The following is a 26952-nucleotide window of genomic DNA, read 5'->3' as shown; positions in this document are numbered from 1 at the left end:
CTGTGAGATATGGAAGTCGCTTAGCTTTATTCCGCCATAGCTCAGTTGGTAGTAGCGCATGACTGTTAATCATGATGTCGTAGGTTCGAGTCCTACTGGCGGAGTAGTTAATTAAAAGAGGTTAAGACCTCTTTTTTGTTATGTAATTTATAATCTATTTTGTGTTATTTGGTGAGATACATTTTTCTTGTAGAGATTAGACTAACTTCCACTTTGGCCAGTAAAGTGGAAGTTACCGAAATTTTTTATACTATAAAATCAGATCCATAATATCTATATAAAAATATTATAGTTCTAAGAGTATTTAATCAAAAGTTTTAAGTCGGTCTTTTTAGGTCTTTAATCGTTTGACATTTAGGTAGTAAATTTGTTACTATTCTGTCAACTTTTCCTTTTTGTTATTTTTTTGAGGTTGGTATTTTAACAATTCAGGATTTGATAATAACTGTTTATAATTTTTTGTTAGAATAAGGTCATAAAAAGAAAAGGAGTATATATTTATGCTACAAAGTATTTATGATCAGATGACAGATTTCTATAACAGTATCGAAGAAGAGTATGCTACTTCCTTTGGTGATAGTTGGGACTGGGAACATTTTCATTTTAAATTTTTGATTTATTATCTTGTCCGATATCGTATTGTGAGTCATCGGGATTTTATCGTTTATCATTATCGTGTTGCTTATCGTTTGTATCTTGAAAAATTGATAATGAATCGGGGATTTATTTCGTGTTGAGATGTTTTGAGTAAATTTCCGAACAAATTCACTTTTTTATGGAAAGATAATAATAAATAGCTAGTTATTTTTATAAATCATTTTTTAATAGTTGGAAATAGCAAATCTTTCTATTGTTTCTTCTTGATAAAAAGGCGATTTTTTCTTATAATAAATTGTAAGATATAATTGCAGGTGAGAGTCCTGCCATGTATGTGAGAAAGGAAGAGCCTGAGGGCTCATACAAGATTATGACTTCAGTTGTTGTTGTAGGTACCCAATGGGGTGATGAAGGTAAAGGGAAGATTACAGACTTCCTTTCAGCTAATGCAGAAGTGATTGCACGTTACCAAGGTGGTGATAATGCAGGTCACACGATTGTGATTGATGGTAAGAAATTTAAGTTGCACTTGATTCCATCTGGAATTTTCTTCCCTGAAAAAATCTCTGTTATTGGGAATGGTATGGTTGTAAATCCTAAATCTCTTGTGAAAGAGTTGAGCTATCTTCATGAGGAAGGTGTTACAACTGATAACTTGCGTATTTCTGATCGCGCGCATGTCATTTTGCCTTATCATATCGAGTTGGATCGCTTGCAAGAAGAAGCTAAGGGCGACAATAAGATTGGGACTACAATTAAGGGAATTGGTCCAGCTTATATGGACAAGGCTGCTCGTGTTGGGATTCGTATCGCAGATCTTTTGGATAAAGATATTTTCCGTGAGCGTTTAGAACGTAACCTTGCTGAAAAGAATCGTCTTTTTGAAAAATTGTATGACAGTAAAGCGATTGCCTTCGATGATATTTTTGAAGAATATTACGAATATGGTCAACAAATCAAAAAATATGTGACAGATACATCTGTAATCTTGAATGATGCGCTTGATAATGGAAAGCGTGTGCTTTTTGAAGGTGCACAAGGTGTTATGCTAGATATCGACCAAGGTACGTATCCATTTGTTACTTCTTCAAACCCTGTGGCTGGTGGTGTGACAATTGGTTCTGGTGTTGGTCCAAGTAAGATTGATAAGGTTGTAGGTGTATGTAAAGCCTATACGAGTCGTGTAGGAGATGGTCCTTTCCCAACTGAGTTGTTTGATGAAGTGGGAGAACGTATCCGTGAAGTGGGTCATGAATATGGTACAACAACTGGTCGTCCACGTCGTGTGGGTTGGTTTGACTCAGTTGTGATGCGTCATAGTCGCCGTGTTTCTGGTATCACTAACCTTTCATTGAACTCTATCGATGTTTTGAGTGGTTTAGATACTGTGAAAATCTGTGTGGCCTATGATCTTGATGGTCAACGTATTGACTACTATCCAGCTAGTCTTGAGCAATTGAAACGTTGCAAGCCTATCTATGAAGAGTTGCCAGGTTGGTCAGAAGATATTACCGGAGTTCGTAATTTGGAAGATCTTCCTGAGAATGCGCGTAACTATGTTCGTCGTGTGAGTGAATTGGTTGGCGTTCGTATTTCTACTTTCTCAGTAGGTCCTGGTCGTGAACAAACAAATATTTTAGAAAGTGTTTGGTCATAAGAGATTTTTAAGATTTGTTTAAGATAGGTCGGTTATACTATAGACAGTTACAAGAAGACCTCCTAACTTGTTGTAACAAATATCCTAAACTTTTCTTTTTCATAATAATCTCCCTATAAAGTCACCGCATTCGGTGGCTTTTTTTGTCTTGGGATTCATGATATAATAATAAAATCGATAAGTAGGAAAAGAGAAACGGATGAATTATACAGTTGAAGAAAAAGAAGTCTTTATGAGGGAGGCTTTGAGAGAGGCTGAGATTGCTCTTGAACACGATGAAATTCCAATTGGTTGTGTGATTGTCAAGGACGGAGAAATCATTGGCAGTGGGCATAATGCGCGTGAGAAGTTGCAACGAGCGGTTATGCATGCGGAGATTATGGCCATAGAGAATGCGAACCTGAGTGAGGAGAGTTGGCGCTTGCTGGATTGCACGCTTTTTGTGACCATTGAGCCCTGTGTCATGTGTAGTGGGGCGATTGGCCTCGCCCGTATTCCAAACGTGGTCTATGGGGCTAAAAACAAGAAATTTGGCGCTGCTGGGAGTTTGTACGATATCTTGACAGATGAGCGTCTCAATCATCGTGTGGAGGTTGAAACGGGAATTTTGGAAGATGAATGCGCAGCTATTATGCAGGACTTTTTTAGAAATAGACGGAAAAAATAATTTTGCTTTTAAAATGAATAGGAATGTGATATAATAAATAGTGGAGCAACAGTTCTGCGTGAAGCGGGTCAGGGGAGGAATCCAGCAGCCCTAAGCGATTTGAATTGTGTGCTCTTTTTTTCGTGCTTTTTCCGAATAAATAAGATAGAATAATCTAGAATAAATGATAATAGAAAAGAGAAGATGATGAAAATTCGTGGTTTTGAATTGGTTTCTAGTTTTACAGATGAAAATTTATTGCCCAAGCGTGAGACAGCTCATGCGGCTGGTTACGACTTAAAGGTTGCTGTGCGTACAGTTATCGCTCCAGGAGAGATTGTATTAGTTCCGACAGGGGTTAAGGCTTATATGCAACCGACTGAGGTTCTCTACCTCTATGATCGTTCTTCAAATCCTCGTAAGAAGGGCTTGGTCTTGATTAATTCAGTTGGAGTCATTGATGGGGATTATTATGGAAATCCTGGAAATGAAGGGCATATTTTTGCACAGATGAAGAATATCACAGATCAAGAGGTTGTTCTTGAAGTTGGAGAACGTGTTGTCCAGGCTGTCTTTGCTCCTTTCTTAATTGCAGATGGAGATGCGGCTGATGGCGTTCGAACTGGTGGATTTGGATCGACAGGGCACTAGAATGAAGATTATCTTTGTACGTCATGGAGAGCCAGATTACCGTGAGTTAGAGGAGCGTTCTTATACGGGATTTGGGATAGATTTAGCACCCTTATCTGAGAAGGGACGGCAGCAGGCTCAGGAACTGAGCGCCAATCCTTTATTCCATTCAGCTGAAATAATCATATCTTCTGCAGTCACAAGAGCTTTAGAAACGGTTTCTTATATGGTTTGTGCTACGGATCTTCCTTTAAGAGTGGAGCCTTTATTACATGAATGGCAGGTTTATGAAAGTGGTACAGATAATTTTGAAAAAGCTCGTACTATGTTTCTAGAAAATAAGGGGAAGTTACTTCCTAATAGTCCTATTCGATATGAGACAGCTGCGGAGATGAAGTCTCGGTTTCTAGAATGTATGTCTAAGTATCGAGAACATCATACTGTGGTAGTTGTTGCTCATCGAATGCTCATGCGCCAGTTTGTGCCAAATGAGAAGATTGATTTTTGCCAAGTGATTGAGTGTGAGTTAGAGATATAGAAAGAGGTTTATCATCGCAAAGAAAAAAGCGACATTTGTATGTCAAAATTGTGGGTATAATTCCCCTAAATATCTGGGACGTTGCCCCAACTGTGGATCTTGGTCTTCTTTTGTAGAAGAGGTTGAGGTTGCCGAGGTCAAGAATGCGCGTGTGTCCTTGACAGGTGAGAAAACCAAACCCATGAAACTGGCTGAGGTGACTTCTATAAACGTCAATCGAACCAAGACGGAGATGGAGGAATTCAACCGTGTACTTGGAGGAGGAGTAGTACCGGGCAGTCTCGTCCTCATAGGTGGGGATCCTGGGATTGGGAAATCAACGCTTCTCTTACAAGTCTCAACCCAGCTGTCTCAAGTAGGTACTGTTCTCTACGTTAGTGGAGAGGAGTCTGCCCAGCAGATTAAGCTACGAGCAGAGCGCTTGGGAGATATTGATAGTGAGTTTTATCTCTATGCAGAGACCAATATGCAGAGTGTTCGAGCAGAGGTGGAGCACATCCAGCCAGACTTCCTCATTATTGACTCTATCCAGACCATTATGTCTCCTGAGATTTCAGGGGTGCAGGGATCTGTTTCTCAAGTGCGTGAGGTGACGGCTGAACTTATGCAGCTGGCCAAGACTAATAACATTGCCATCTTTATCGTAGGGCATGTGACCAAGGAAGGAACCTTGGCTGGGCCGAGAATGTTGGAGCATATGGTGGATACGGTACTTTACTTTGAAGGGGAGCGTCACCATACCTTTCGTATTTTGAGAGCGGTCAAAAACCGTTTTGGCTCCACTAATGAGATTGGGATTTTTGAGATGCAGTCGGGCGGATTGGTTGAGGTACTCAATCCGAGTCAAGTTTTCCTAGAAGAGCGTTTGGATGGAGCAACTGGTTCATCAATCGTTGTGACCATGGAAGGGACGCGTCCGATTTTGGCGGAAGTTCAGGCTTTGGTAACACCGACCATGTTTGGAAATGCCAAGCGTACTACGACAGGTCTTGACTTCAATCGCGTTAGCTTGATTATGGCTGTTTTGGAAAAACGGGCAGGTCTTCTCTTACAAAATCAGGATGCCTATCTCAAATCTGCTGGCGGTGTCAAATTGGATGAACCTGCCATTGACTTAGCTGTTGCAGTTGCCATTGCTTCGAGCTACAAGGACAAGCCAACTAATCCTCAGGAATGTTTTGTGGGAGAACTGGGCTTGACAGGAGAGATTCGGCGTGTGAATCGTATCGAGCAACGCATCAACGAAGCTGCTAAACTGGGATTTACCAAGATTTATGTACCAAAAAATTCCTTGACAGGAATCACTCCGCCTAAGGAAATTCAGGTCATTGGTGTGACAACGATTCAGGAAGTCTTGAAAAAGGTATTCTCCTAATAGTTATGGTCAGCTTTAGATGACTAATTATTTTATTGCTAACATTTATTAAAACAAGGAGGAATTTCTTATGAAATTTTCTATGGACAGTCATATGCAATTTCCTTTGGTAGAGTTGTCACTCAATCAAGGAGAAACCGTCTATATCCAGCGAGGTAGTATGGTTTACCACACGCCTAACGTAAGTCTCAATACCCAGCTCAATGCTAGCGGTTCAGGTTTGGGACGTTTTGTTAAAGCTGTAGGACGTTCAATGGTTTCTGGTGAAAGCACCTTCATTACTCAAGCTGTAGCAGAGTCTGATAACGGGAACCTTGCTCTAGCACCAGATACTCCTGGGCAAGTAATTGCTCTTGAACTAGGTGAAAAACAATATCGACTGAATGATGGGGCTTTTCTAGCTCTTGATGGTACAGCTTCCTATACTATGGAGAGTCAGTCTATTGGTAAAGCTCTGTTCGGAGGGCAAGGCGGTCTCTTTGTGATGACTACCCAAGGCCAGGGAAGTCTCTTGGCCAATGCTTTTGGCTCTATCAAGAAAATTGAGCTACAAAACCAAGAAATAACCATTGACAATGCCCATGTGGTGGCTTGGAGTCAATCTTTGGACTATAATATCCACTTAGAAAATAGCTTCTGGCAGTCTATTGGTACAGGCGAAGGAGTGGTGAATACCTTCCGAGGAACTGGTGAGGTCTACGTACAAAGTCTCAATCTTCAGAGCTTTGCAGGATCGCTCAATAAGTATATCCAAAAAGGTTCATAAAAATAAAACTAGAACAGAAGCCCAAGCTAGAAGCTGGATGTCTCTGTCCCAGTTTTTTTATATGAAGGTTGACAACTGACAAGACAAAGAAAAGATGGTAAGATAGGATATAAATAATTTGGTTTTCAAATTATCTGATAGACTAGAAAGTGAGTTGTCATGTCCTATTTTGAAAATTTTTTAAAAGCCAATCAAGCCTATGTAGAACTGCATGGAGATCTTCATTTATCAATCAAACCAAAGACCAAGGTTGCAATCGTAACTTGTATGGACTCGCGTTTACACGTTGCGCCAGCTCTTGGGTTGGCTCTGGGAGATGCTCATATTTTGCGGAATGCGGGTGGTCGAGTGACGGAGGATATGATTCGTTCGCTGGTTATTTCCCAGCAACAAATGGGGACAAGAGAAATTGTGGTGTTGCACCATACAGACTGTGGTGCTCAGACCTTTGAAAATGGGCCTTTTCAGGAGTATTTAAAAGAGGAACTAGGTGTCGATGTGTCAGATCAGGACTTTTTGCCCTTCCAAGATATAGAGGAGAGTGTGCGTGAGGATATGCAACTTCTTATCGAGTCTCCCTTAATACCAGATGATGTCGTTATCTCTGGTGCTATTTACGATGTAGATACAGGAAGTATGACAGTCGTAGAATTATAAATACTTCATTTAGAAAGAAAGTGTATGAAGAAAAACAGCATTTTATTTATTTTTATCTTATTGCTATGTATTGGTTTACAGTATGAAACCATCTACTATATGGACGGTTCGATGTCAGGTGCGGAATATGGACTAATGGGAGTTTCTATCTTTCTAGCTCTCTTTTACATGATTCCAGCTCTTTATTTCCTTTTCCGCATTGGGAAAAAATGGGAATTGCCAAAGAATGCCTTGATCTTGTCTTTATTGGGAGGGATGTTCCTTTCAGGCTGGCTGTCTAGCTTTGCTAATACCTATATCCATGATTTGCTGGGTATTCTTTTCCCAGATAGTGCATTTTTAAATGCCTTTGAAAGTGCTATTGTGGCTCCTTTGGTAGAAGAGCCGTTGAAATTGTTGCCCCTTGTTTTTGTTTTAGCTTTGATTCCTGTGCAAAAATTAAAATCTTTGTTTTTACTAAGCATTGCTTCTGGTTTGGGATTCCAAATGATTGAGGATATTGGCTATATTCGTACGGATTTGCCAGAGGGCTTTGACTTTACTATTTCGAGAATTTTAGAGCGTATCATCTCAGGAATTGCCTCTCACTGGACTTTTTCAGGTCTGGCTGTAGTAGGTATTTACTTGCTTTACAGAGCCTATAAAGGGCAGAAGGTTGGCAAGAAACAGGGGCTTGTTTTCCTAGGTTTAGCTTTGGGAACTCACTTCTTGTTTAATTCTCCTTTTGTAGAATTAGAGACAGAGTTGCCATTAGCGATTCCAGTGGTTACGGCTATTACTCTCTATGGTTTTTATCAGGCGTATCGCTTTGTTGAGAAGCACAATGAGTTGATGAACTAGAATATTTTTTAAAAGAATGATGCAAGGGTACAAATATGTTGCCCTTCTTTTATTTTTGATTGAAAAATAGTGCAAAAAGCGCTACAATGGTAGATGGAAAAATCTTGTGAAAAGCACAAGCGATACATATATACCGGAGGAAATCATGTCTTTTTCTGATTTAAAGCTGTTTGCCCTTTCTTCTAATCAAGAATTGGCAAAACGTGTAGCGCAGGAGATTGGGATAGAGTTGGGGAAATCAAGTGTTCGCCAATTTTCAGATGGAGAGATTCAGGTCAACATTGAAGAATCAATCCGTGGGAAACACGTCTTTATCCTACAATCAACTAGCTCGCCTGTAAATGACAATCTGCTTGAAATTTTGATTATGGTGGATGCTTTGAAGCGTGCGAGTGCAGAATCTGTCAATGTTGTCATGCCTTACTATGGGTATGCACGTCAGGATAGAAAGGCGAGAGCGCGTGAGCCAATCACTTCAAAACTTGTCGCAAATATGCTTGAAGTAGCTGGAGTGGATCGTTTATTGACCATCGACTTGCATGCTGCGCAGATTCAAGGATTCTTTGATATTCCTGTGGATCACTTGATGGGGGCTCCTCTGATTGCGGATTATTTTGAGCGTCGTGGCATGGTTGGTTCTGACTATGTGGTTGTCAGCCCAGACCATGGAGGAGTGACTCGTGCCCGTAAGTTGGCAGAATTTTTGAAAACATCTATCGCTATCATTGATAAACGTCGTAGCGTTGATAAGATGAATACTAGTGAAGTCATGAATATCATCGGTAAGGTCGAAGGCAAGACTTGTATCTTGATTGATGATATGATTGATACGGCTGGAACGATTTGTCATGCGGCAGATGCACTTGCGGAAGCTGGTGCTGTTGAAGTCTATGCAAGCTGTACACACCCAGTTCTTTCTGGTCCTGCTATGGACAATATCCAAAAATCAGCTATTAAGAAATTGGTTGTTTTGGATACCATCTATCTCCCAGAAGAGCGTTTGATTGATAAGATTGAGCAGATTTCGATCGCTCACCTATTAGGGGATGCTATCGTGCGTATTCATGAAAAACGCCCACTTTCTCCACTTTTCAGTATTGAGAAAAAGATTTAAGTTTTTATTTAGAATAAAACATACTCCTAGCAGAAGTGAACTGCTAGGAGGTTTTTATGTTAAAAATCTGCAAGCCTTTTCAAAATGTGCTATACTGATGAAAAAGGAGGATTTCTATGAGTCAAGAATTTATCAATCCAAGTGATGGCGTGATTCGTCAGTATCTAGCAACGAGTAAAACCCTTGCTGTGGTGGGCTTGTCAGACCGTGAGGAGATAACCAGCAATCGAGTGACCAAGGAAATGCAGGCTCGGGGTTATAAAATCATTCCAGTCAATCCCAAGGCGGCAGGTGGCGAAATCTTGGGTGAAAAGGCTTATGATAGCCTAGCAGAGATTCCTTTTCCTGTAGATATTGTTAATGTTTACCGTCGCAGTGAGTTTTTGTCAGATGTGGCGCGTGATTTTCTCAAGGCTGATGCCAAGATTTTTTGGGCACAGCTAGGACTTGAAAGTCTAGAAGCGGAAGAAATCTTGCGTGCTGGTGGATGTGATGATATCGTGATGAATCGTTGCATCAAGAGAGAACATACACGCTTGATTGAGGAAGCATAAGAAAAAGGTAGCTGATGGGCTACCTTTTGTGTTAGAAAATGCCGATAAGGATCTGCATACCAAGGCTGGTGAGGATGATGGCTATCCAGCAGATAGCTCCGAGAATAATGGATTTTCCGCTGGATTTGATCATAGCGACCAGATTAGTTTTGAGACCGATAGCACTCATGGCCATGATAATGAGGAATTTGGAGAGTTGTTTGAGAGGGGTAAAGAAACTACTGGACACACCAAGAGAGGTCAGTAAGGTTGTTAGAAGAGATGCAAGGATAAAGTAAAGGATAAAAAGTGGGAAGACTTTTTTCAGTTGCAGGCCTTGCTTATTTTTTTGCTCGCGACTTTGCCAGTAGGAGAGAAAGAGAGTGATGGGGATGATAGCCAGAGTACGTGTGAGTTTGACAATGGTTGCGGATTCGAGGGTATTGGTCTGGTAGAGACTGTCCCAAGCGCTAGCTGTAGCCGTCACAGAGGAAGTATCATTGACCGCAGTTCCTGCAAAGAGGGCGAAGCCGTCATTGGATAGATGAAGCCAGGTGCCTAGGGTTGGAAATATGAGCGCAGCCAAGACATTGAAGAAAAAGATAACGGAGATGGCTTGGGCTACTTCCTTTTCCTTGGCGTGGATAACGGGCGCTGTCGCCGCAATGGCCGAACCACCGCAGATAGAAGAACCTACTCCAATCAAGGTAGCCAATTTTGTATCCAGTGCAAAGAAGCGCTGGAAGAGGTAGGCAACAATCAAGGCTATTGAAATGGTGGACAGGATGACAGGGAGTGAAGATTGTCCAACTGCGAAGACTTGCGAGATATTGAGACCAAAACCAAGCAAGATAACAGCATATTGGAGCAATTTTTTTGAACTAAAGGTCAATCCCGCATCCAGTTGTTTATAGGGTGAGAGCCAGGGGTGGAGGAGCATTCCAGCAAAAATTGCAAAAACAGGTGCACCCACGACGGGGAAAAGTCCTCCTAGAAACCAAGATACGATAGAAATGAGAAGGCAGGCCAAGATGCCTGCTCCATTTTTTGATAGAAATGACATAAAAACCTCCAAATAGAATCTGTTACCATTATAGACCTGTAAACAGGAAAAGTAAAATAGAAAGTGGAAAGCTATTCTATAATGTATTTTTGCGGTCGGGGGGCTTTTGTAGTATAATAGAGATACGTTTTGAAAGTAGGAGGTATCTATGGACTTAACTAAGCGCTTTAATAAACAGTTAGATAAGATTCAAGTTTCGTTGATTCGTCAGTTTGACCAGGCCATTTCGGAGATTCCTGGAGTCTTGCGTTTGACCTTGGGGGAACCTGATTTTACAACGCCAGATCATGTCAAGGAGGCGGCCAAGCGAGCGATTGACCAGGATCAATCCTACTATACAGGGATGAGTGGTCTGCTGACTCTACGTCAGGCGGCCAGTGATTTTGTTAAGGAAAAGTACCAACTGGACTATGCTCCTGAGAATGAAATCTTGGTTACAATTGGGGCGACAGAAGCCTTATCTGCTACTTTGACGGCTATTTTGGAAGAGGGAGACAAGGTGCTCTTGCCAGCTCCTGCCTATCCAGGTTATGAGCCGATTGTCAATCTAGTTGGGGCAGAGGTCGTCGAGATTGATACGACTGAAAATGGTTTTGTCTTGACTCCAGAGATGTTGGAGAAGGCCATTTTGGAGCAGGGAGACAAGCTCAAGGCGGTTATTCTTAACTATCCAGCTAATCCGACAGGAATTACCTACAGTCGGGAGCAGTTGGAAGCTTTGGCAGCTGTTTTACGCAAGTACGAAATTTTTGTTGTCTGTGATGAGGTCTACTCAGAATTGACCTACACAGGGGAAGCCCATGTGTCTCTGGGGACCATGTTGAGAGATCAGGCTATTATTATCAATGGTCTATCTAAATCACATGCTATGACAGGTTGGCGTTTGGGTCTGATTTTCGCTCCTGCAGCCTTTACAGCTCAGTTAATCAAGAGTCACCAGTACTTGGTCACTGCTGCAAATACCATGGCTCAACATGCTGCGGTAGAGGCCTTGACAGCTGGTAAAAACGATGTGGAACCGATGAAGAAGGAATACATCCAGCGTCGAGATTATATTATCGAGAAAATGACTGCTCTTGGTTTTGAGATTATCAAACCAGACGGTGCCTTCTATATCTTTGCTAAGATTCCAGCGGGCTACAATCAAGATTCCTTTGCCTTTCTAAAGGATTTTGCTCAGAAGAAGGCTGTTGCTTTTATCCCTGGTGCCGCCTTTGGGCGTTATGGAGAAGGTTATGTTCGCCTGTCTTATGCAGCCAGCATGGAGACTATCACAGAAGCTATGAAACGACTTGAGGAGTACATGAGAGAAGCATGATTCAGTCTATCACGAGTCAAGGCTTGGTGATCTACAATCGCAATTTTCGTGAGGATGATAAGCTAGTCAAGATTTTTACTGAGCAGGCTGGTAAGCGGATGTTTTTCGTCAAACACGCTGGTCAGTCTAAGCTGGCGCCGGTTATTCAGCCCTTGGTGCTGGCTCGATTTCTCTTGCGAATCAATGATGACGGGCTTAGTTACATCGAGGACTATCATGAGGTGATGACCTTTCCCAAGATTAATAGCGACCTCTTTGTCATGGCCTATGCGACTTACGTGGCAGCTCTTGCAGATGCTAGTTTGCAGGACAATCAGCAGGATGCTCCCTTGTTTGCTTTTTTACAAAAGACCTTGGAGTTGATGGAAGCGGGCTTGGATTATCAGGTTTTGACCAATATTTTTGAAATTCAAATCTTGACTCGATTTGGGATCAGCCTCAATTTTAATGAGTGTGTCTTTTGCCATCGGGTTGGTCAGGCTTTTGACTTTTCTTTCAAATATGGAGCCTGCCTCTGTCCAGAACATTATCATGAGGATGAGAGACGTTGCCATCTCAATCCCAATATCCCTTATCTGCTCAATCAATTTCAAGCCATTGATTTTGAGACTTTGGAGACCATTTCGCTCAAGCCTGAAATCAAGCAAGAGCTACGCCAATTTATGGATCAACTCTACGAAGAGTACGTTGGGATTCACCTAAAATCAAAGAAATTTATTGATTCCCTAGCAGACTGGGGACAATTACTAAAAGAGGAAAAGAAATGAAAAAAATCGCAGTAGATGCCATGGGGGGCGATTACGCACCTCAGGCCATCGTTGAGGGTGTCAATCAATCCCTAGCTGACTTTTCAGATATCGAGGTTCAACTCTACGGAGATGAAGCTAAAATCAAGCAATATCTGACAGCCACAGAGCGCGTCAGCATTATCCATACGGATGAGAAGATTGATTCAGACGATGAACCTACGAGAGCTATTCGAAAGAAGAAAAATGCCAGTATGGTATTGGCGGCCAAGGCTGTCAAAGAGGGTGAAGCAGACGCTGTTCTCTCAGCTGGGAATACAGGTGCTTTACTAGCAGCAGGATTTTTCATCGTGGGTCGTATCAAGAATATCGATCGTCCTGGGCTTATGTCAACCTTGCCGACTATTGATGGGAAGGGGTTTGACATGCTGGACCTCGGTGCTAATGCGGAAAATACAGCCCAGCACCTCCATCAATATGCAGTTCTAGGTTCCTTCTATGCTAAAAATGTCCGTGGAATTGCGCAACCACGCGTTGGCTTGCTCAACAACGGAACAGAGAGTAGCAAGGGCGACCCGCTTCGCAAGGAAACCTATGAATTACTGGTGGCTGATGAAAGTTTAAACTTTATCGGAAACGTGGAAGCACGTGATTTGATGAATGGCGTTGCGGATGTTGTCGTGGCAGATGGTTTCACGGGAAACGCTGTGCTCAAATCCATTGAAGGGACAGCTATGGGAATCATGGGCTTGCTCAAGACCGCTATTACAGGTGGAGGTCTTCGAGCGAAACTAGGCGCCCTCCTTCTCAAGGACAGCCTCAGAGGTTTGAAAAAACAGCTCAACTACTCAGATGTTGGTGGAGCGGTCTTGTTTGGTGTCAAGGCACCAGTTGTCAAGACTCATGGCTCAAGCGATGCCAAGGCTGTTTATAGTACGATTCGTCAGATTCGTACCATGCTAGAAACAGACGTAGTTGCCCAAACTGCGCGTGAATTTTCAGGAGAATAAAAGAGATGACAGAAAAAGAAATTTTTGACCGTATTGTGACCATTATCCAAGAGCGACAGGGAGAGGACTTTGTCGTGACAGAATCCTTGAGTCTGAAAGACGATTTGGATGCTGACTCAGTTGACTTGATGGAGTTTATCTTGACACTGGAAGATGAATTTAATATCGAAATCAGTGATGAGGAAATTGACCAACTGCAAAGTGTAGGAGATGTGGTAGAAGTCGTCAAAAGTAAAGAATAGCAAGAAGCAACATGCAAGTCGTGTTGCTTTTTTATTGTCAGGAAAAATAAAAAATTTAGAACTTTTAGTGGGAATTACGAATAGATAGATAAGGAAGAAAAAGGAGGAGTGTTTATGTATGTGACTGGTTTTTATCCGTGGTTCATTAAATTATTTTTCAAATAAAATTTAATTAATTGTACATTTTCGAATTATTTTTCGAATAAATAAGTGAGAAGAAAAGGAAGGAGATTACGCGATGTATTTACCAATCTTATTGCCATGGTTTATCAAATGGTATTTAAAATAAATGAAATTTACCTGTTCATTTTAAATCACTTCTCAAATAGATAAGTGAGACGAAAAGGAAGGAAAAGGAATTCAGTAATTTATCTATTCTGGTTTTTAAAATGATTTAAGAGCCAGAAGTCGTAAACTAAAAAATAGAAATAAAGGAGAAAAAAGATGACAAATTTTGACAAAATGGAACAAAACTTTGTAACTCTTACAGAAGAAGAGTTGATGAATGTAGATGGGGGAGCGTTGCCTCTTGTAGCTTGGGTAATCGCTAATCCCGTGACGGCAGCCAAAATTGCTGGTGGAGTTGCTGCAGTGGGAATTGCAGGTTATCATTATGTGACAGGTAAGTGGTAAAAATTAAAGGAGAAATTGCTATGGAAAAATCTATTTTAAAATTTGAAAAAATGACTAATACAGACTTGCAGGAAATTCAAGGGGGAGCCTTACCTCTCCTTATCCCTATTGCCGCTGGTTTTGTTAAAGGGTTTGTATATACTGGTGGAGCTATTCTGACAACTCGAGCACTCTTGTCAGGTAAATAGGAGTCTAACATGAAAACATTTTTATTAGGTTTTGCTGAGGGTTATTTTATCGTATCGCTCATAATCTACATCGCAACGTATTTGATTTTGAAAAATCCGATTAATACCCTATTTTATCCAGAAATTTACCCTGTTTTATTTGGGCTCTTTTATCTAGGATATAAGGTCAATAAAAAGCAAGTAGAGTGAGTAACTAAGAATGACTTGTTAGTCTGCGCTGAAAATGGTTAGGGTAGAATCTAAGAATGCATCACATTGGAGTTTAAAAGGAGTAACTATGAATCGTAAATTAGAACGGTGTTATATATTCTGACTATGAACAGATCATACCAGAGGTGGCTCAGAAATAGCAGGGACATTAGAAATTGAAGTAATAAATAGGATGTCGTAAATGTTGCTATCAATGATTTATTTGTTCCAAGTTTGCCTAGGGTAGCAGTAAAACATCAATTTCCTTTCATACCATATTTTTAGTAGGTAGGGCGTTTGTTCTGCCTATTTTTTGCCAAGAAAGTGCAGTTGAGGTGTTTATTTGGAGTTTTACATATATTTTTGATAAAATAGTTATAGAAATTAGGAAAGTGGAAGAAAAGAAATGAAGAAGGTTGTAGGATATTTTTTAGTATTTGTTTTTCTATTTTTGATGAATATTTTCATCTTTAAGATACTAGCAACCCTGGGATTTCAGCTGACAATGAGTGAAAAGAGTTATATTGTACCACCGCTGTTTTCGATTATCGTTGTATATATGATTGACAAAAGAATTAGGAAGAAAAAGAAATAAATATATATTTTAGGTAGAATGTTTGTTCTACCTATTTTTTATCTTAAAAGTGCAGTTGGGAGGGAGATAGGTGCATTTGGGAAGGAAGTCCAGTTTTTGTTTGGAGATTGGGGTAAGATAGTTGTTATCAGATGAGTTTAGGAAAAAGGAGATGAATATGAAATTTGGGAAACGTCACTATCGTCCGCAGGTGGATCAGATGGACTGCGGTGTAGCTTCATTAGCCATGGTTTTTGGCTACTATGGTAGCTATTATTCTTTGGCTCACTTGCGAGAATTGGCCAAGACGACCATGGATGGGACGACGGCTTTGGGCTTGGTCAAGGTGGCAGAGGAGATTGGCTTTGAGACGCGAGCAATCAAGGCGGATATGACGCTTTTTGACTTGCCAGATTTGACTTTTCCTTTTGTTGCTCATGTTCTTAAGGAAGGGAAATTGCTCCACTACTATGTGGTGACTGGGCAGGATAAGGATAGCATTTATATTGCCGATCCAGATCCTGGGGTGAAATTGAGCAAACTGCCACGTGAGCGTTTTGAGGAAGAATGGACAGGAGTGACTCTTTTTATGGCACCTAGTCCAGACTACAAGCCTCATAAGGATCAAAAAAATGGCCTTCTCTCTTTTATCCCTATATTAGTGAGGCAGCGTGGCTTGATTGCTAATATCGTTTTGGCAACACTCTTGGTAACCTTGATTAACATTGTGGGTTCTTATTATCTGCAGTCTATCATTGATACCTATGTGCCAGATCAGATGCGTTCGACACTGGGGATTATTTCTATTGGGCTGGTGATTGTTTATATTCTTCAGCAAATCTTGTCTTATGCCCAGGAGTATCTCTTACTTGTTTTGGGGCAACGCTTATCGATTGATGTGATTTTGTCCTATATCAAGCACGTCTTTCACCTGCCTATGTCCTTCTTTGCGACACGTAGAACAGGGGAAATCGTGTCTCGTTTCACAGATGCTAACAGTATCATTGATGCGCTGGCTTCGACCATTCTTTCGATTTTCCTAGATGTGTCAACGGTTGTCATTATTTCCCTTGTTTTATTTTCACAAAATACCAATCTCTTTTTCATGACTTTATTGGCGCTACCTATCTACACAGTGATTATCTTTGCTTTTATGAAGCCGTTTGAAAAGATGAATCGGGATACCATGGAAGCCAATGCGGTTCTGTCTTCCTCTATCATTGAGGACATTAATGGTATTGAGACTATCAAGTCTTTGACCAGTGAAAGTTCACGCTATCAAAAGATTGACAAGGAATTTGTGGATTATCTGAAAAAATCCTTTACCTATAGTCGGGCAGAAAGTCAGCAAAAGGCTTTGAAAAAAGTTGCACATCTCTTGCTCAATGTCGGCATTCTCTGGATGGGGGCTGTTCTGGTCATGGATGGCAAGATGAGTTTGGGGCAGTTGATTACCTATAATACCTTGCTGGTTTACTTTACCAATCCTTTGGAAAATATCATCAATCTGCAAACCAAGCTTCAGACAGCACAGGTTGCCAATAACCGTCTAAATGAAGTATATCTGGTAGCTTCGGAGTTTGAGGAGAAGAAAACAGTTGAGGATTTGAGCTTGATGAAGGGAGATATGACCTTCAAGCAGGTTTCTTACAAGTATGGCTATGGTCGAGACGTCTTGTTGGATATCAATTTGACCATTCCCCAAGGTTCTAAAGTGGCTTTTGTGGGGATTTCAGGGTCAGGTAAGACGACTTTGGCTAAGATGATGGTTAATTTTTATGATCCAAGTCAGGGAGAGATTAGTCTGGGTGGTGTCAATCTCAATCAGATTGATAAAAAGGCCTTGCGCCAGTATATCAACTATCTGCCTCAACAGCCCTATGTCTTTAACGGAACGATTTTGGAGAATCTTCTCCTTGGAGCCAAGGAAGGGACGACTCAAGAGGATATCTTACGGGCGGTCGAATTGGCAGAGATTCGGGAGGACATTGAGCGGATGCCACTGAATTACCAGACAGAATTGACTTCGGATGGAGCAGGGATTTCAGGTGGTCAACGTCAGAGAATCGCTCTGGCGCGTGCTCTCTTGACAGATGCGCCTGTCTTGATTTTGGATGAGGCGACCAGCAGTTTGGATATTTTGACAGAGAAGCGAATTGTCGATAATCTCATGGCTTTGGACAAGACCTTGATTTTCATCGCCCACCGCTTGACCATTGCAGAGCGGACAGAGAAGGTTGTTGTCTTGGATCAGGGCAAGATTGTTGAAGAAGGAAAGCATGCTGATTTGCTTGCACAGGGTGGCTTTTACGCCCATTTGGTGAATAGCTAGAAAGAGGAGAGGATGAAACCAGAATTTTTAGAAAGTGCGGAGTTTTATAATCGTCGTTACCATAATTTTTCCAGTCGGGTGATTGTACCCATGTCCCTTCTGCTCGTGTTTTTGCTTGGCTTTGCAATATTTGCAGAGAAAGAGATGAGTTTGTCCACTAGAGCTACTGTCGAGCCTAGTCGTATCCTTGCAAATATCCAGTCAACTAGCAATAATCACATTCTTGTCAATCATTTGGAAGAAAATAAGCTGGTTAAAAAGGGAGAACTGTTGGTTCAATATCAAGAAGGGGCAGAGGGTGTCCAAGCGGAGGCCTATGCCAGTCAGTTGGACATGCTCAAGGATCAAAAAAAGCAATTGGAGTATTTGCAAAAAAGTCTGCAAGAAGGGGAGAATCACTTTCCAGAGGAGGATAAGTTTGGCTACCAAGCCACCTTTCGTGACTACATCAGCCAAGCAGGCAGTCTTAGGGCTAGTACATCGCAACAAAATGAGACCATTGCGTCCCAGAATGCAGCAGCTAGTCAAACCCAAGCCGAAATCGGCAATCTCATCAGCCAAACAGAGGCTAAAATTCGCGATTACCAGACAGCTAAGTCAGCTATTGAAACAGGTGCTTCCTTGGCCAGTCAGAATCTAGCCTACTCTCTCTACCAGTCCTATAAGTCTCAGGGTGAGGAAAATCCGCAAGCTAAAGCTCAGGCAGTTGCGCAGGTTGAAGCGCAGCTTTATCAGTTAGAATCTAGTCTTGCTACTTACCGTGTCCAGTATGCAGGTTCAGGTACCCAGCAAGCCTATGCGTCAGGTTTAAGCAGTCAATTAGAGTCTCTCAAATCCCAACACTTGGCTAAGGTTGGTCAGGAATTGACCCTTCTAGACCAGAAAATTTTGGAGGCAGAATCGGGTAAGAAGGTTCAGGGAAATCTTTTAGAAAAGGGGAAAATTACGGCGAGTGAGGATGGGGTGCTTCACCTTAATCCTGAGACCAGTGATTCTACCATGGTTGCAGAAGGTGCCCTACTAGCCCAACTCTATCCGTCCTTGGAAAAAGAAGGGAAAACCAAACTAACAGCTTATCTCAGTTCAAAGGATGTAGCAAGGATCAAGGTCGGTGATTCTGTTCGCTATACTACGACTCATGATGCTAAGAATCAACTTTTCCTAGATTCTACTATTACAAGTATTGACGCGACAGCTACTAAGACTGAAAAAGGGAATTTCTTTAAAATCGAGGCGGAGACTAATCTAACTTCTGAGCAGGCTGAAAAACTTCGGTACGGGGTGGAAGGTCTCCTACAGATGATTACGGGCAAGAAAAGTTACCTGCGTTATTATTTGGATCAATTTTTGAACAAAGAGTAATGTTCGTGTTTTTAGAGTTAAATGATTTTAAAACTGTGAGAAAGATTTTTCTTGCAGTTTTTTTCTTTATGATTTTTGAAACATATCTACTATTTATTCGTTTAAATTCTTGTAATTTTAGGTTTTTTATGGTAGAATGTGCTCAAGTAATACGAAAGGCGAACTTTAAAATGTCAAAACAATTAATCTATTCGGGAAAAGCTAAAGATATCTATACAACTGAGGATGAAAATCTTATTATTTCAACTTACAAGGACCAGGCGACTGCTTTCAATGGTGTCAAGAAGGAGCAGATTGCAGGTAAGGGAGTGTTGAATAATCAGATCTCATCTTTTATTTTTGAGAAATTAAATGCGGCTGGTGTGGCGACTCACTTTGTGGAGAAGCTTTCAGACACGGAACAACTCAATAAAAAGGTTAAGATTATTCCTTTGGAAGTCGTGCTCCGAAACTATACTGCTGGTTCCTTTTCAAAACGTTTTGGCGTAGACGAAGGAATCGCATTTGAGACTCCGATTGTCGAATTTTACTATAAAAATGATGATTTGGATGATCCATTTATCAATGACGAGCATGTGAAATTCCTAAAGATTGCGGATGACCAGCAGATTGCCTACTTGAAGGAAGAAACTCGTCGAATCAATGAACTTTTGAAAACTTGGTTTGCTGAGATTGGGCTTAAGTTGATTGACTTTAAGCTAGAGTTCGGTTTTGACAAGGATGGCAAGATTATCTTAGCAGATGAATTTTCACCAGATAACTGCCGCTTGTGGGATGCGGATGGCAACCACATGGATAAGGATGTTTTCCGTAGGGGATTAGGAGAGCTAACAGACGTTTACGAAGTTGTCTGGGAGAAGTTGCAAGGTTTGAAATAATCTGTTTGCAACGGAAAACCTTCGTCTCTCAACTAAAAGGACTCAGGCTGAAAAGGTCCTCCAGACCTTTTCACTCCGTAGAGGATTGGGAGAACTAACAGACGTTTACGAGATTGTTTGGGAAAAGTTGCAGGGATTGAAGTAACAACCTCAAGGTCGTTTGGAACATTGCAAGAGCTGAAATAAAGGAATAAGGATTGATGGATAAATGTATTTTTGTTGAGAAAAAGGCTGATTTTCAGGTCAAGTCAGAGAGTTTGGTTAGAGAACTCCAGCACAACTTGGGACTTTCAAGCTTGAAAAGTATTCGCATCGTGCAAGTTTATGATGTATTTGACTTGGCAGAGGACTTGTTTGCACCTGCAGAGAAGCACATCTTCTCTGAGCAGGTGACAGACCATGTTTTGGACGAAGTGGCTGTGCAGGCGGATCTCGCCAACTATGCTTTCTTTGCGATTGAAAGCCTACCAGGGCAGTTTGACCAGCGTGCTGCATCTTCACAGGAAGCCTTGCTTTTACTAGGAAGTTCGAGTGATGTAACGGTTAATACAGCCCAACTTTACTTGGTGAATAAAGATATCGATGTGACGGAATTAGAAGCGGTCAAGAACTATCTGCTCAATCCAGTTGATTCTCGTTTCAAGGATATTACGGCAGGGATTGCCAAGCAGGAATTTTCAGAGTCAGACAAGACCATTCCTAAATTGACTTTCTTTGAAAACTATACAGCAGAAGACTTTGCTCGCTACAAGGCCGAGCAAGGGATGGCCATGGAAGTGGATGATTTGCTCTTTATCCAAGACTACTTTAAGTCAATCGGGCGCGTGCCGACGGAAACAGAACTCAAGGTTTTGGACACTTACTGGTCTGACCACTGCCGTCACACGACGTTTGAGACAGAGTTGAAACATATTGATTTCTCAGCTTCTAAATTCCAAAAACAATTGCAGTCAACCTATGACAAATATATCGCTATGCGCGATGAGTTGGGGCGTTCTGAAAAACCACAAACCTTGATGGATATGGCGACTATTTTCGGTCGTTATGAGCGTGCTAATGGACGTTTGGATGATATGGAAGTGTCAGACGAAATCAATGCTTGCTCAGTCGAAATCGAAGTGGACGTTGATGGTGTGAAAGAGCCATGGCTCCTCATGTTCAAGAACGAAACCCACAACCACCCAACAGAGATTGAGCCATTTGGTGGGGCTGCTACCTGTATTGGTGGAGCCATTCGTGACCCATTGTCAGGTCGCTCATATGTCTACCAAGCTATGCGTATCTCAGGTGCGGGTGATATTACCGCACCGATTTCAGAAACTCGCGCTGGGAAATTGCCACAACAAGTCATTTCTAAAACAGCGGCTCATGGTTATTCTTCATATGGTAACCAGATTGGGCTTGCAACAACCTACGTTCGTGAATACTTCCACCCAGGCTTTGTAGCTAAACGCATGGAGCTTGGTGCTGTTGTTGGTGCGGCTCCTAAGGGCAATGTTGTCCGTGAAAAACCGGAATCGGGTGATGTCATTATCCTTCTTGGAGGTAAGACTGGACGTGATGGTGTCGGTGGTGCGACGGGCTCTTCTAAGGTTCAAACGGTTGAGTCTGTGGAAACTGCTGGAGCTGAAGTTCAAAAAGGGAATGCTATCGAAGAACGCAAGATTCAACGTCTGTTCCGTAATGGCGATGTGACTCGCCTTATCAAAAAATCAAATGATTTTGGCGCTGGTGGTGTCTGTGTAGCTATTGGTGAATTAGCAGACGGTCTTGAAATCGACCTCAACAAGGTGCCTCTTAAATACCAGGGCTTGAATGGTACCGAAATTGCCATCTCTGAATCACAAGAACGGATGGCAGTCGTGGTACGTCCTGAAGACGTAGATGCCTTTGTTGAAGAATGTAACAAAGAAAATATTGACGCTGTTGTCGTGGCGACAGTGACGGAAAAACCAAATCTAGTTATGCACTGGAATGGCGAAACGATTGTAGACTTGGAACGCCGTTTCCTTGATACCAATGGTGTGCGCGTGGTTGTCGATGCTAAAGTTGTGGACAAAGATGTCAAGCTTCCAGAAGAATGTCAAACATCTGCTAACACACTTGAAGTTGATACCCTTGCGGTTCTATCTGATTTGAATCATGCGAGTCAAAAAGGATTACAGACTATCTTTGACTGCTCTGTTGGACGCTCAACGGTTAATCACCCACTTGGTGGTCGTTACCAACTCACACCAACTGAGGCATCTGTGCAGAAATTACCAGTTCAACACGGTGTGACTCATACTGCGTCAGTCATGGCTCAAGGATTCAACCCATATGTAGCTGAATGGTCTCCATACCACGGTGCTGCCTATGCGGTGATTGAAGCAACTGCTCGTTTGGTTGCTGCTGGTGCCAAATGGTCTCAGGCTCGTTTTTCTTACCAAGAGTACTTCGAGCGCATGGACAAACAAGCTGAGCGTTTTGGTCAGCCAGTAGCAGCTCTCCTAGGTTCTATCGAGGCACAAATTCAGCTTGGTTTGCCATCTATCGGTGGTAAGGACTCTATGTCTGGTACTTTTGAAGAATTGACAGTGCCACCAACCTTGGTCGCTTTTGGGGTGACGACAGCGGATAGCCGTAAGGTGCTTTCGCCAGAGTTCAAGAATGCTGGTGAAAACATCTACTACATACCAGGCCAAGCACTCTCAGCAGAGATTGATTTTGACTTGATTAAGTCTAACTTTGCTCAGTTTGAAGCCCTTCAAAAGGCTCACAAAGTAACAGCAGCTTCAGCTGTTAAATACGGCGGTGTGCTTGAAAGTTTGGCACTTGCTACTTTTGGAAATCATATCGGTGCAGAGGTAACCTTGCCTGAACTAGAAACGGCTTTGACAGCACAATTAGGTGGATTTGTCTTTACTTCTCCTGAAGAAATTGCTGGAGTAGAGAAAATCGGTCAAACAAGTGCAGACTTTACACTCTTTGTCAACGGTGTGAAGCTAGATGGACACAAACTTGACAGTGCCTTCCAAGGAAAATTGGAAGAAGTTTACCCAACAGAATTTGCTCAAGCCAAAGAACTGGCTGAAGTACCAGCTGTTGCATCAGATGTTGTGATTAAAGCCAAAGAAAAGGTTGAAAAACCGGTAGTTTATATCCCAGTCTTCCCGGGCACCAATTCGGAATATGACTCAGCTAAGGCCTTCGAAAAAGAAGGAGCAGAGGTCAACTTAGTACCATTTGTGACCTTGAATGAAGAGGCTATTGTCAAGTCAGTTGAAACTATGGTTGACAACATCGGCAAGGCTAACATCCTCTTCTTTGCAGGTGGTTTCTCAGCTGCGGACGAGCCAGATGGTTCAGCTAAGTTTATTGTCAATATCCTGCTCAATGAAAAAGTGCGTGTGGCTATTGATAGCTTTATCGCTCGTGGTGGCTTGATTATCGGTATCTGTAATGGATTCCAGGCTTTGGTCAAATCAGGTCTTCTTCCATACGGGAACTTTGAAGATGCCAAAAGTACTAGCCCAACCCTCTTCTACAATGATGCCAACCAACACGTGGCCAAGATGGTGGAAACTCGGATTGCCAATACCAACTCGCCATGGTTGGCTGGAGTAGAAGTGGGCGATATCCACGCTATTCCTGTTTCGCACGGTGAAGGGAAGTTTGTCGTGACGGCTGAGGAATTTGCGGAGCTCCGTGACAATGGTCAAATCTTTAGCCAATACGTTGACTTTGATGGAAAACCAAGTATGGATTCTAAGTACAATCCAAATGGTTCTGTCCATGCCATCGAAGGAATTACCAGCAAGAATGGTCAAATCATCGGTAAGATGGGACACTCAGAACGTTATGAAGACGGTCTTTTCCAAAACATCCCAGGAAATAAAGACCAGCACCTGTTCGCGTCAGCGGTTAAATACTTTACTGGAAAGTAAGACTTGCAGATTTTCTAATAGATAGTATCAGTAATGTAAAAGTCATGTAGATTTAGCTCTTGGTGCTACACAAATAAAAATTAGGTATATAAAATGACATACGAAGTAAAATCTCTTAATGAAGAATGTGGTGTTTTCGGTATCTGGGGACATCCAGATGCTGCTAAGTTGACCTATTTTGGTCTCCACAGTCTTCAACACCGTGGTCAGGAGGGGGCAGGAATCCTCTCCAATGATCAGGGACAATTGAAGCGCCATCGTGACATGGGTCTTCTATCAGAAGTCTTCAGAAATCCTGCTAACTTAGATAAATTGACAGGAACTGGTGCGATTGGGCATGTGCGTTACGCAACTTCTGGCGAAGCTTCTGTAGATAACATCCAGCCCTTCCTCTTCCGTTTTCACGATATGCAGTTTGGCTTGGCTCATAATGGAAATCTGACCAATGCAGCCTCTCTCAAGAAAGAACTGGAACAAAGAGGAGCGATTTTCAGCGCGACTTCGGACTCTGAAATCTTGGCTCACCTCATTCGTCGTAGTCACAATCCTAGTCTGATGGGCAAAATCAAGGAGGCACTCAGCCTTGTCAAAGGTGGCTTTGCTTATATCTTGCTATTTGAAGATAAGTTGATTGCGGCTCTTGACCCCAATGGTTTCCGTCCGCTTTCTATCGGGAAAATGGCCAACGGAGCGGTGGTGGTTTCCTCTGAAACCTGTGCTTTTGAAGTCATTGGTGCAGAATGGATTCGTGATTTGAAGCCAGGTGAGATTGTGATCATTGATGACAAGGGCATCCAGTATGATAGCTATACAGACGATACTCAGTTAGCAATCTGTTCTATGGAGTATATCTACTTTGCCCGCCCTGATTCTAACATTCATGGTGTCAATGTCCATACGGCACGTAAACGTATGGGTGCCCAATTAGCGCGTGAATTCAAGCATGAGGCGGATATTGTAGTTGGTGTACCCAATTCTTCCCTCAGCGCGGCTATGGGATTTGCAGAAGAATCTGGTTTGCCAAATGAAATGGGTCTTATCAAGAACCAATACACCCAACGTACCTTTATCCAACCGACTCAAGAATTGCGGGAGCAAGGGGTGCGGATGAAACTGTCTGCCGTTTCTGGTGTTGTCAAAGGCAAGCGTGTGGTTATGATTGATGACTCTATTGTACGTGGGACGACCTCTCGTCGTATCGTCCAGCTTTTAAAGGAAGCAGGGGCGACTGAGGTTCACGTTGCCATTGGTAGTCCAGCGCTAGCTTATCCATGCTTCTACGGGATTGATATCCAGACTCGTCAGGAACTGATTGCGGCCAATCATACGGTTGAAGAGACGCGTCAAATCATTGGAGCAGACAGTCTGACCTATCTTTCTGTTGAGGGCTTGATTGAGTCAATTGGGATTGAAACAGATGCGCCAAATGGTGGTCTCTGTGTCGCTTATTTTGATGGGGATTACCCAACGCCTCTCTACGACTATGAAGAAGACTATCGTAGAAGTTTGGAAGAAAAGACAAGTTTTTACAAGTGAGTTACTGAGATTCTCCATAAAAGAAAAGGAATAAATAAATGACAAAAAATGCGTACGCCCAATCGGGTGTAGATGTTGAAGCGGGTTATGAAGTTGTTGAACGGATTAAAAAGCACGTGGCTCGTACGGAGCGTGCAGGTGTCATGGGAGCTCTGGGTGGCTTTGGTGGTATGTTTGACCTTTCAAAGACTGGGGTTAAAGAACCCGTCTTGATTTCAGGAACTGATGGTGTCGGAACCAAGCTCATGCTGGCTATTAAGTACGACAAGCACGATACCATCGGTCAGGACTGTGTGGCCATGTGTGTCAATGACATCATCGCTGCAGGTGCAGAGCCCCTCTATTTCCTTGACTACGTAGCGACAGGGAAGAATGAACCAGCTAAGCTAGAACAAGTTGTCGCTGGTGTGGCAGAAGGTTGTGTGCAGGCAGGCGCTGCCCTCATTGGTGGGGAAACGGCTGAAATGCCTGGTATGTACGGCGCAGATGACTACGATCTAGCTGGTTTTGCGGTCGGGGTGGCTGAAAAATCTCAAATCATTGACGGTTCAAAGGTGGCAGAAGGAGATGTTCTTCTCGGACTTGCTTCAAGTGGGATTCATTCCAATGGTTATTCTCTCGTTCGTCGTGTCTTTGCGGACTATACAGGTGAGGAAGTCTTACCAGAATTGGAGGGCAAGAAACTCAAAGAAGTTCTTCTTGAGCCGACTCGTATCTATGTCAAGGCTGTCTTGCCCCTCATCAAGGAAGGGTTGGTTAACGGCATTGCCCACATCACAGGTGGTGGTTTTATTGAGAATGTCCCTCGTATGTTTGCAGATGACCTAGCAGCTGAGATTGAGGAAAGCAAGGTTCCAGTGCTTCCTATTTTCAAAGCTCTTGAAAAATACGGTCAAATCAAGCATGAAGAAATGTTTGAAATCTTCAATATGGGTGTGGGACTCATGCTGGCAGTTAGCCCTGAAAATGTAGGTCGTGTCAAGAAATTGTTGGATGAACCAGTCTATGAAATTGGTCGTATCGTCAAGAAAGAAAACGAAAGTGTCATCATCAAATGAAAAAAATAGCGGTTTTTGCCTCAGGTAATGGCTCAAATTTTCAGGTGATTGCCGAAGAGTTTCCAGTGGAGTTTGTCTTTTCAGACCATCGTGACGCCTATGTGCTCGAGCGTGCAGACAAGCTTGGCGTTCTATCCTATGCTTTTGAACTCAAGGAGTTTGAGAGCAAGGCAGACTACGAAGCAGCACTTGTTGAGCTATTAGAAGAGCACCAGATTGACTTGGTTTGTCTAGCAGGTTACATGAAAATCGTTGGGCCAACCTTATTGGCGGCTTATGAAGGACGGATTATCAACATCCATCCAGCCTACCTGCCAGAATTTCCAGGAGCTCATGGGATTGAGGATGCTTGGAATGCTGACGTGAATCAGTCTGGTGTGACCATTCACTGGGTGGACTCTGGAGTGGATACAGGAAAGGTCATCAAACAAGTGCGTGTGCCACGGCTGGCTGATGATACCATTGAAAGTTTTGAAACTCGGATTCATGAGGCAGAGTACAAGTTGTATCCAGAGGTTATTAGAGAATTATTGGACAAGTAAAT

Annotated in this window: 28 protein-coding genes, 1 tRNA gene and 1 other RNA gene; 29 read left to right on the top strand and 1 reads right to left on the bottom strand. The window is 42.4% G+C overall.

All coding sequences use genetic code 11. The features are described 5' to 3' along the window. Positions 1–30: 30 nt before the first annotated feature. The 13 genes from MK482_RS06900 to MK482_RS06840 all read left to right on the top strand — a co-directional run bounded on the left by MK482_RS06900 (position 31) and on the right by MK482_RS06840 (position 9374). Positions 31–104, top strand: a tRNA-Asn gene (locus MK482_RS06900). Between the two features lie 396 nt (positions 105–500). Further along, positions 501–737 carry a sigma(X)-activator ComW gene (gene comW, locus MK482_RS06895; protein WP_268718330.1) on the top strand — a complete coding sequence of 79 codons (237 nt, stop codon included), beginning with the start codon at positions 501–503 and terminating at the stop codon, positions 735–737. A gap of 230 nt (positions 738–967) precedes the next feature. Then, the gene (locus MK482_RS06890) at positions 968–2254 is read left to right on the top strand and encodes an adenylosuccinate synthase (RefSeq protein ID WP_001832534.1); all 1287 of its coding nucleotides are present in this window, start codon (positions 968–970) and stop codon (positions 2252–2254) included. Positions 2255–2453: 199 nt separating this feature from the next. Then, a complete protein-coding gene (gene tadA, locus MK482_RS06885) occupies positions 2454–2921 on the top strand; it encodes a tRNA adenosine(34) deaminase TadA (RefSeq protein WP_268718329.1) in 468 nt (155 codons plus the stop codon). Between the two features lie 32 nt (positions 2922–2953). Continuing rightward, positions 2954–3051: signal recognition particle sRNA small type (gene ffs / locus MK482_RS06880), an RNA gene on the top strand. A 56-nt stretch (positions 3052–3107) separates the two neighbouring features. Continuing rightward, positions 3108–3551, top strand: a complete 444-nt coding sequence (locus MK482_RS06875; protein WP_000701987.1) for a dUTP diphosphatase — start codon at positions 3108–3110, stop codon at positions 3549–3551. Further along, positions 3511–4068 (top strand): histidine phosphatase family protein, encoded by a 558-nt coding sequence (locus MK482_RS06870; protein ID WP_268718328.1) that lies wholly within the window; start codon positions 3511–3513, stop codon positions 4066–4068. The genes MK482_RS06875 and MK482_RS06870 overlap by 41 nt, the downstream gene beginning before the upstream one ends. A 13-nt stretch (positions 4069–4081) precedes the next feature. Next, the gene (gene radA, locus MK482_RS06865; protein ID WP_268718332.1) at positions 4082–5443 is read left to right on the top strand and encodes a DNA repair protein RadA; all 1362 of its coding nucleotides are present in this window, start codon (positions 4082–4084) and stop codon (positions 5441–5443) included. A gap of 70 nt (positions 5444–5513) precedes the next feature. Next, positions 5514–6209: a TIGR00266 family protein gene (locus tag MK482_RS06860; RefSeq protein ID WP_261016116.1), complete on the top strand. Its 696-nt coding sequence runs from the start codon at positions 5514–5516 to the stop codon at positions 6207–6209. Positions 6210–6368: 159 nt separating this feature from the next. Next, positions 6369–6866, top strand: a complete 498-nt coding sequence (locus MK482_RS06855; protein ID WP_268718327.1) for a beta-class carbonic anhydrase — start codon at positions 6369–6371, stop codon at positions 6864–6866. A gap of 24 nt (positions 6867–6890) precedes the next feature. After that, entirely contained in the window at positions 6891–7706 is an 816-nt protein-coding gene (locus MK482_RS06850) for a PrsW family intramembrane metalloprotease (RefSeq protein ID WP_225742437.1), read from the top strand. 145 nt (positions 7707–7851) lie between these two features. Beyond that, positions 7852–8820: a ribose-phosphate diphosphokinase gene (locus MK482_RS06845; protein ID WP_033682853.1), complete on the top strand. Its 969-nt coding sequence runs from the start codon at positions 7852–7854 to the stop codon at positions 8818–8820. A 116-nt stretch (positions 8821–8936) separates the two neighbouring features. Continuing rightward, positions 8937–9374 carry a CoA-binding protein gene (locus tag MK482_RS06840; protein WP_268718326.1) on the top strand — a complete coding sequence of 146 codons (438 nt, stop codon included), beginning with the start codon at positions 8937–8939 and terminating at the stop codon, positions 9372–9374. Positions 9375–9405: 31 nt separating this feature from the next. Here the strand turns inward: MK482_RS06840 and MK482_RS06835 are convergent, their stop codons facing one another. Then, positions 9406–10416: a YeiH family protein gene (locus MK482_RS06835; RefSeq protein WP_268718325.1), complete on the bottom strand. Its 1011-nt coding sequence runs from the start codon at positions 10414–10416 to the stop codon at positions 9406–9408. A gap of 148 nt (positions 10417–10564) precedes the next feature. Here MK482_RS06835 and MK482_RS06830 point away from each other — a divergent pair, with 148 nt between their 5' ends. From MK482_RS06830 to purN, 16 genes are all read left to right on the top strand, one after another. Beyond that, positions 10565–11734, top strand: a complete 1170-nt coding sequence (locus MK482_RS06830) for a pyridoxal phosphate-dependent aminotransferase (RefSeq protein WP_268718324.1) — start codon at positions 10565–10567, stop codon at positions 11732–11734. Next, complete coding sequence (gene recO, locus MK482_RS06825) at positions 11731–12501, top strand: DNA repair protein RecO (RefSeq protein WP_268718323.1); 771 nt, start codon at positions 11731–11733, stop codon at positions 12499–12501. The genes MK482_RS06830 and recO overlap by 4 nt, the downstream gene beginning before the upstream one ends. Further along, entirely contained in the window at positions 12498–13490 is a 993-nt protein-coding gene (gene plsX / locus MK482_RS06820; RefSeq protein WP_261051841.1) for a phosphate acyltransferase PlsX, read from the top strand. The genes recO and plsX overlap by 4 nt, the downstream gene beginning before the upstream one ends. A 5-nt stretch (positions 13491–13495) precedes the next feature. Next, positions 13496–13732 (top strand): acyl carrier protein, encoded by a 237-nt coding sequence (locus tag MK482_RS06815; RefSeq protein ID WP_000136444.1) that lies wholly within the window; start codon positions 13496–13498, stop codon positions 13730–13732. 444 nt (positions 13733–14176) lie between these two features. Further along, entirely contained in the window at positions 14177–14365 is a 189-nt protein-coding gene (locus MK482_RS06810) for a class IIb bacteriocin, lactobin A/cerein 7B family (protein ID WP_084930484.1), read from the top strand. 20 nt (positions 14366–14385) lie between these two features. Then, entirely contained in the window at positions 14386–14553 is a 168-nt protein-coding gene (locus tag MK482_RS06805) for a class IIb bacteriocin, lactobin A/cerein 7B family (RefSeq protein WP_136937670.1), read from the top strand. Between the two features lie 9 nt (positions 14554–14562). Continuing rightward, on the top strand, positions 14563–14742 hold the full coding sequence (locus tag MK482_RS06800) for a hypothetical protein (protein ID WP_000846988.1): 180 nt from the start codon (positions 14563–14565) through the stop codon (positions 14740–14742). Between the two features lie 406 nt (positions 14743–15148). After that, positions 15149–15337: a hypothetical protein gene (locus MK482_RS06795; RefSeq protein WP_004269957.1), complete on the top strand. Its 189-nt coding sequence runs from the start codon at positions 15149–15151 to the stop codon at positions 15335–15337. A gap of 157 nt (positions 15338–15494) precedes the next feature. Then, positions 15495–17648 carry a peptide cleavage/export ABC transporter ComA gene (comA, locus tag MK482_RS06790; protein ID WP_268718322.1) on the top strand — a complete coding sequence of 718 codons (2154 nt, stop codon included), beginning with the start codon at positions 15495–15497 and terminating at the stop codon, positions 17646–17648. A gap of 12 nt (positions 17649–17660) precedes the next feature. Continuing rightward, entirely contained in the window at positions 17661–19010 is a 1350-nt protein-coding gene (gene comB / locus MK482_RS06785) for a competence pheromone export protein ComB (RefSeq protein WP_268718321.1), read from the top strand. A 170-nt stretch (positions 19011–19180) separates the two neighbouring features. Then, positions 19181–19888, top strand: a complete 708-nt coding sequence (purC, locus tag MK482_RS06780; protein ID WP_268718320.1) for a phosphoribosylaminoimidazolesuccinocarboxamide synthase — start codon at positions 19181–19183, stop codon at positions 19886–19888. A 1-nt stretch (position 19889) separates the two neighbouring features. Next, a complete protein-coding gene (locus MK482_RS08985) occupies positions 19890–20033 on the top strand; it encodes a phosphoribosylaminoimidazolesuccinocarboxamide synthase (RefSeq protein WP_326845878.1) in 144 nt (47 codons plus the stop codon). A 55-nt stretch (positions 20034–20088) separates the two neighbouring features. Next, on the top strand, positions 20089–23814 hold the full coding sequence (locus tag MK482_RS06775; RefSeq protein WP_268718319.1) for a phosphoribosylformylglycinamidine synthase: 3726 nt from the start codon (positions 20089–20091) through the stop codon (positions 23812–23814). Positions 23815–23907: 93 nt separating this feature from the next. Then, a complete protein-coding gene (gene purF / locus MK482_RS06770) occupies positions 23908–25350 on the top strand; it encodes an amidophosphoribosyltransferase (protein ID WP_268718318.1) in 1443 nt (480 codons plus the stop codon). A 38-nt stretch (positions 25351–25388) separates the two neighbouring features. Then, a complete protein-coding gene (purM, locus tag MK482_RS06765) occupies positions 25389–26408 on the top strand; it encodes a phosphoribosylformylglycinamidine cyclo-ligase (RefSeq protein WP_268718317.1) in 1020 nt (339 codons plus the stop codon). Then, on the top strand, positions 26405–26950 hold the full coding sequence (gene purN / locus MK482_RS06760) for a phosphoribosylglycinamide formyltransferase (protein ID WP_268718316.1): 546 nt from the start codon (positions 26405–26407) through the stop codon (positions 26948–26950). The genes purM and purN overlap by 4 nt, the downstream gene beginning before the upstream one ends. Positions 26951–26952 lie beyond the last annotated feature (2 nt).

This window comes from Streptococcus mitis (assembly GCF_026782865.1).
Lineage (GTDB): Bacteria > Bacillota > Bacilli > Lactobacillales > Streptococcaceae > Streptococcus > Streptococcus mitis_CG.
This window is presented reverse-complemented; position numbering and strand designations above follow the sequence as displayed.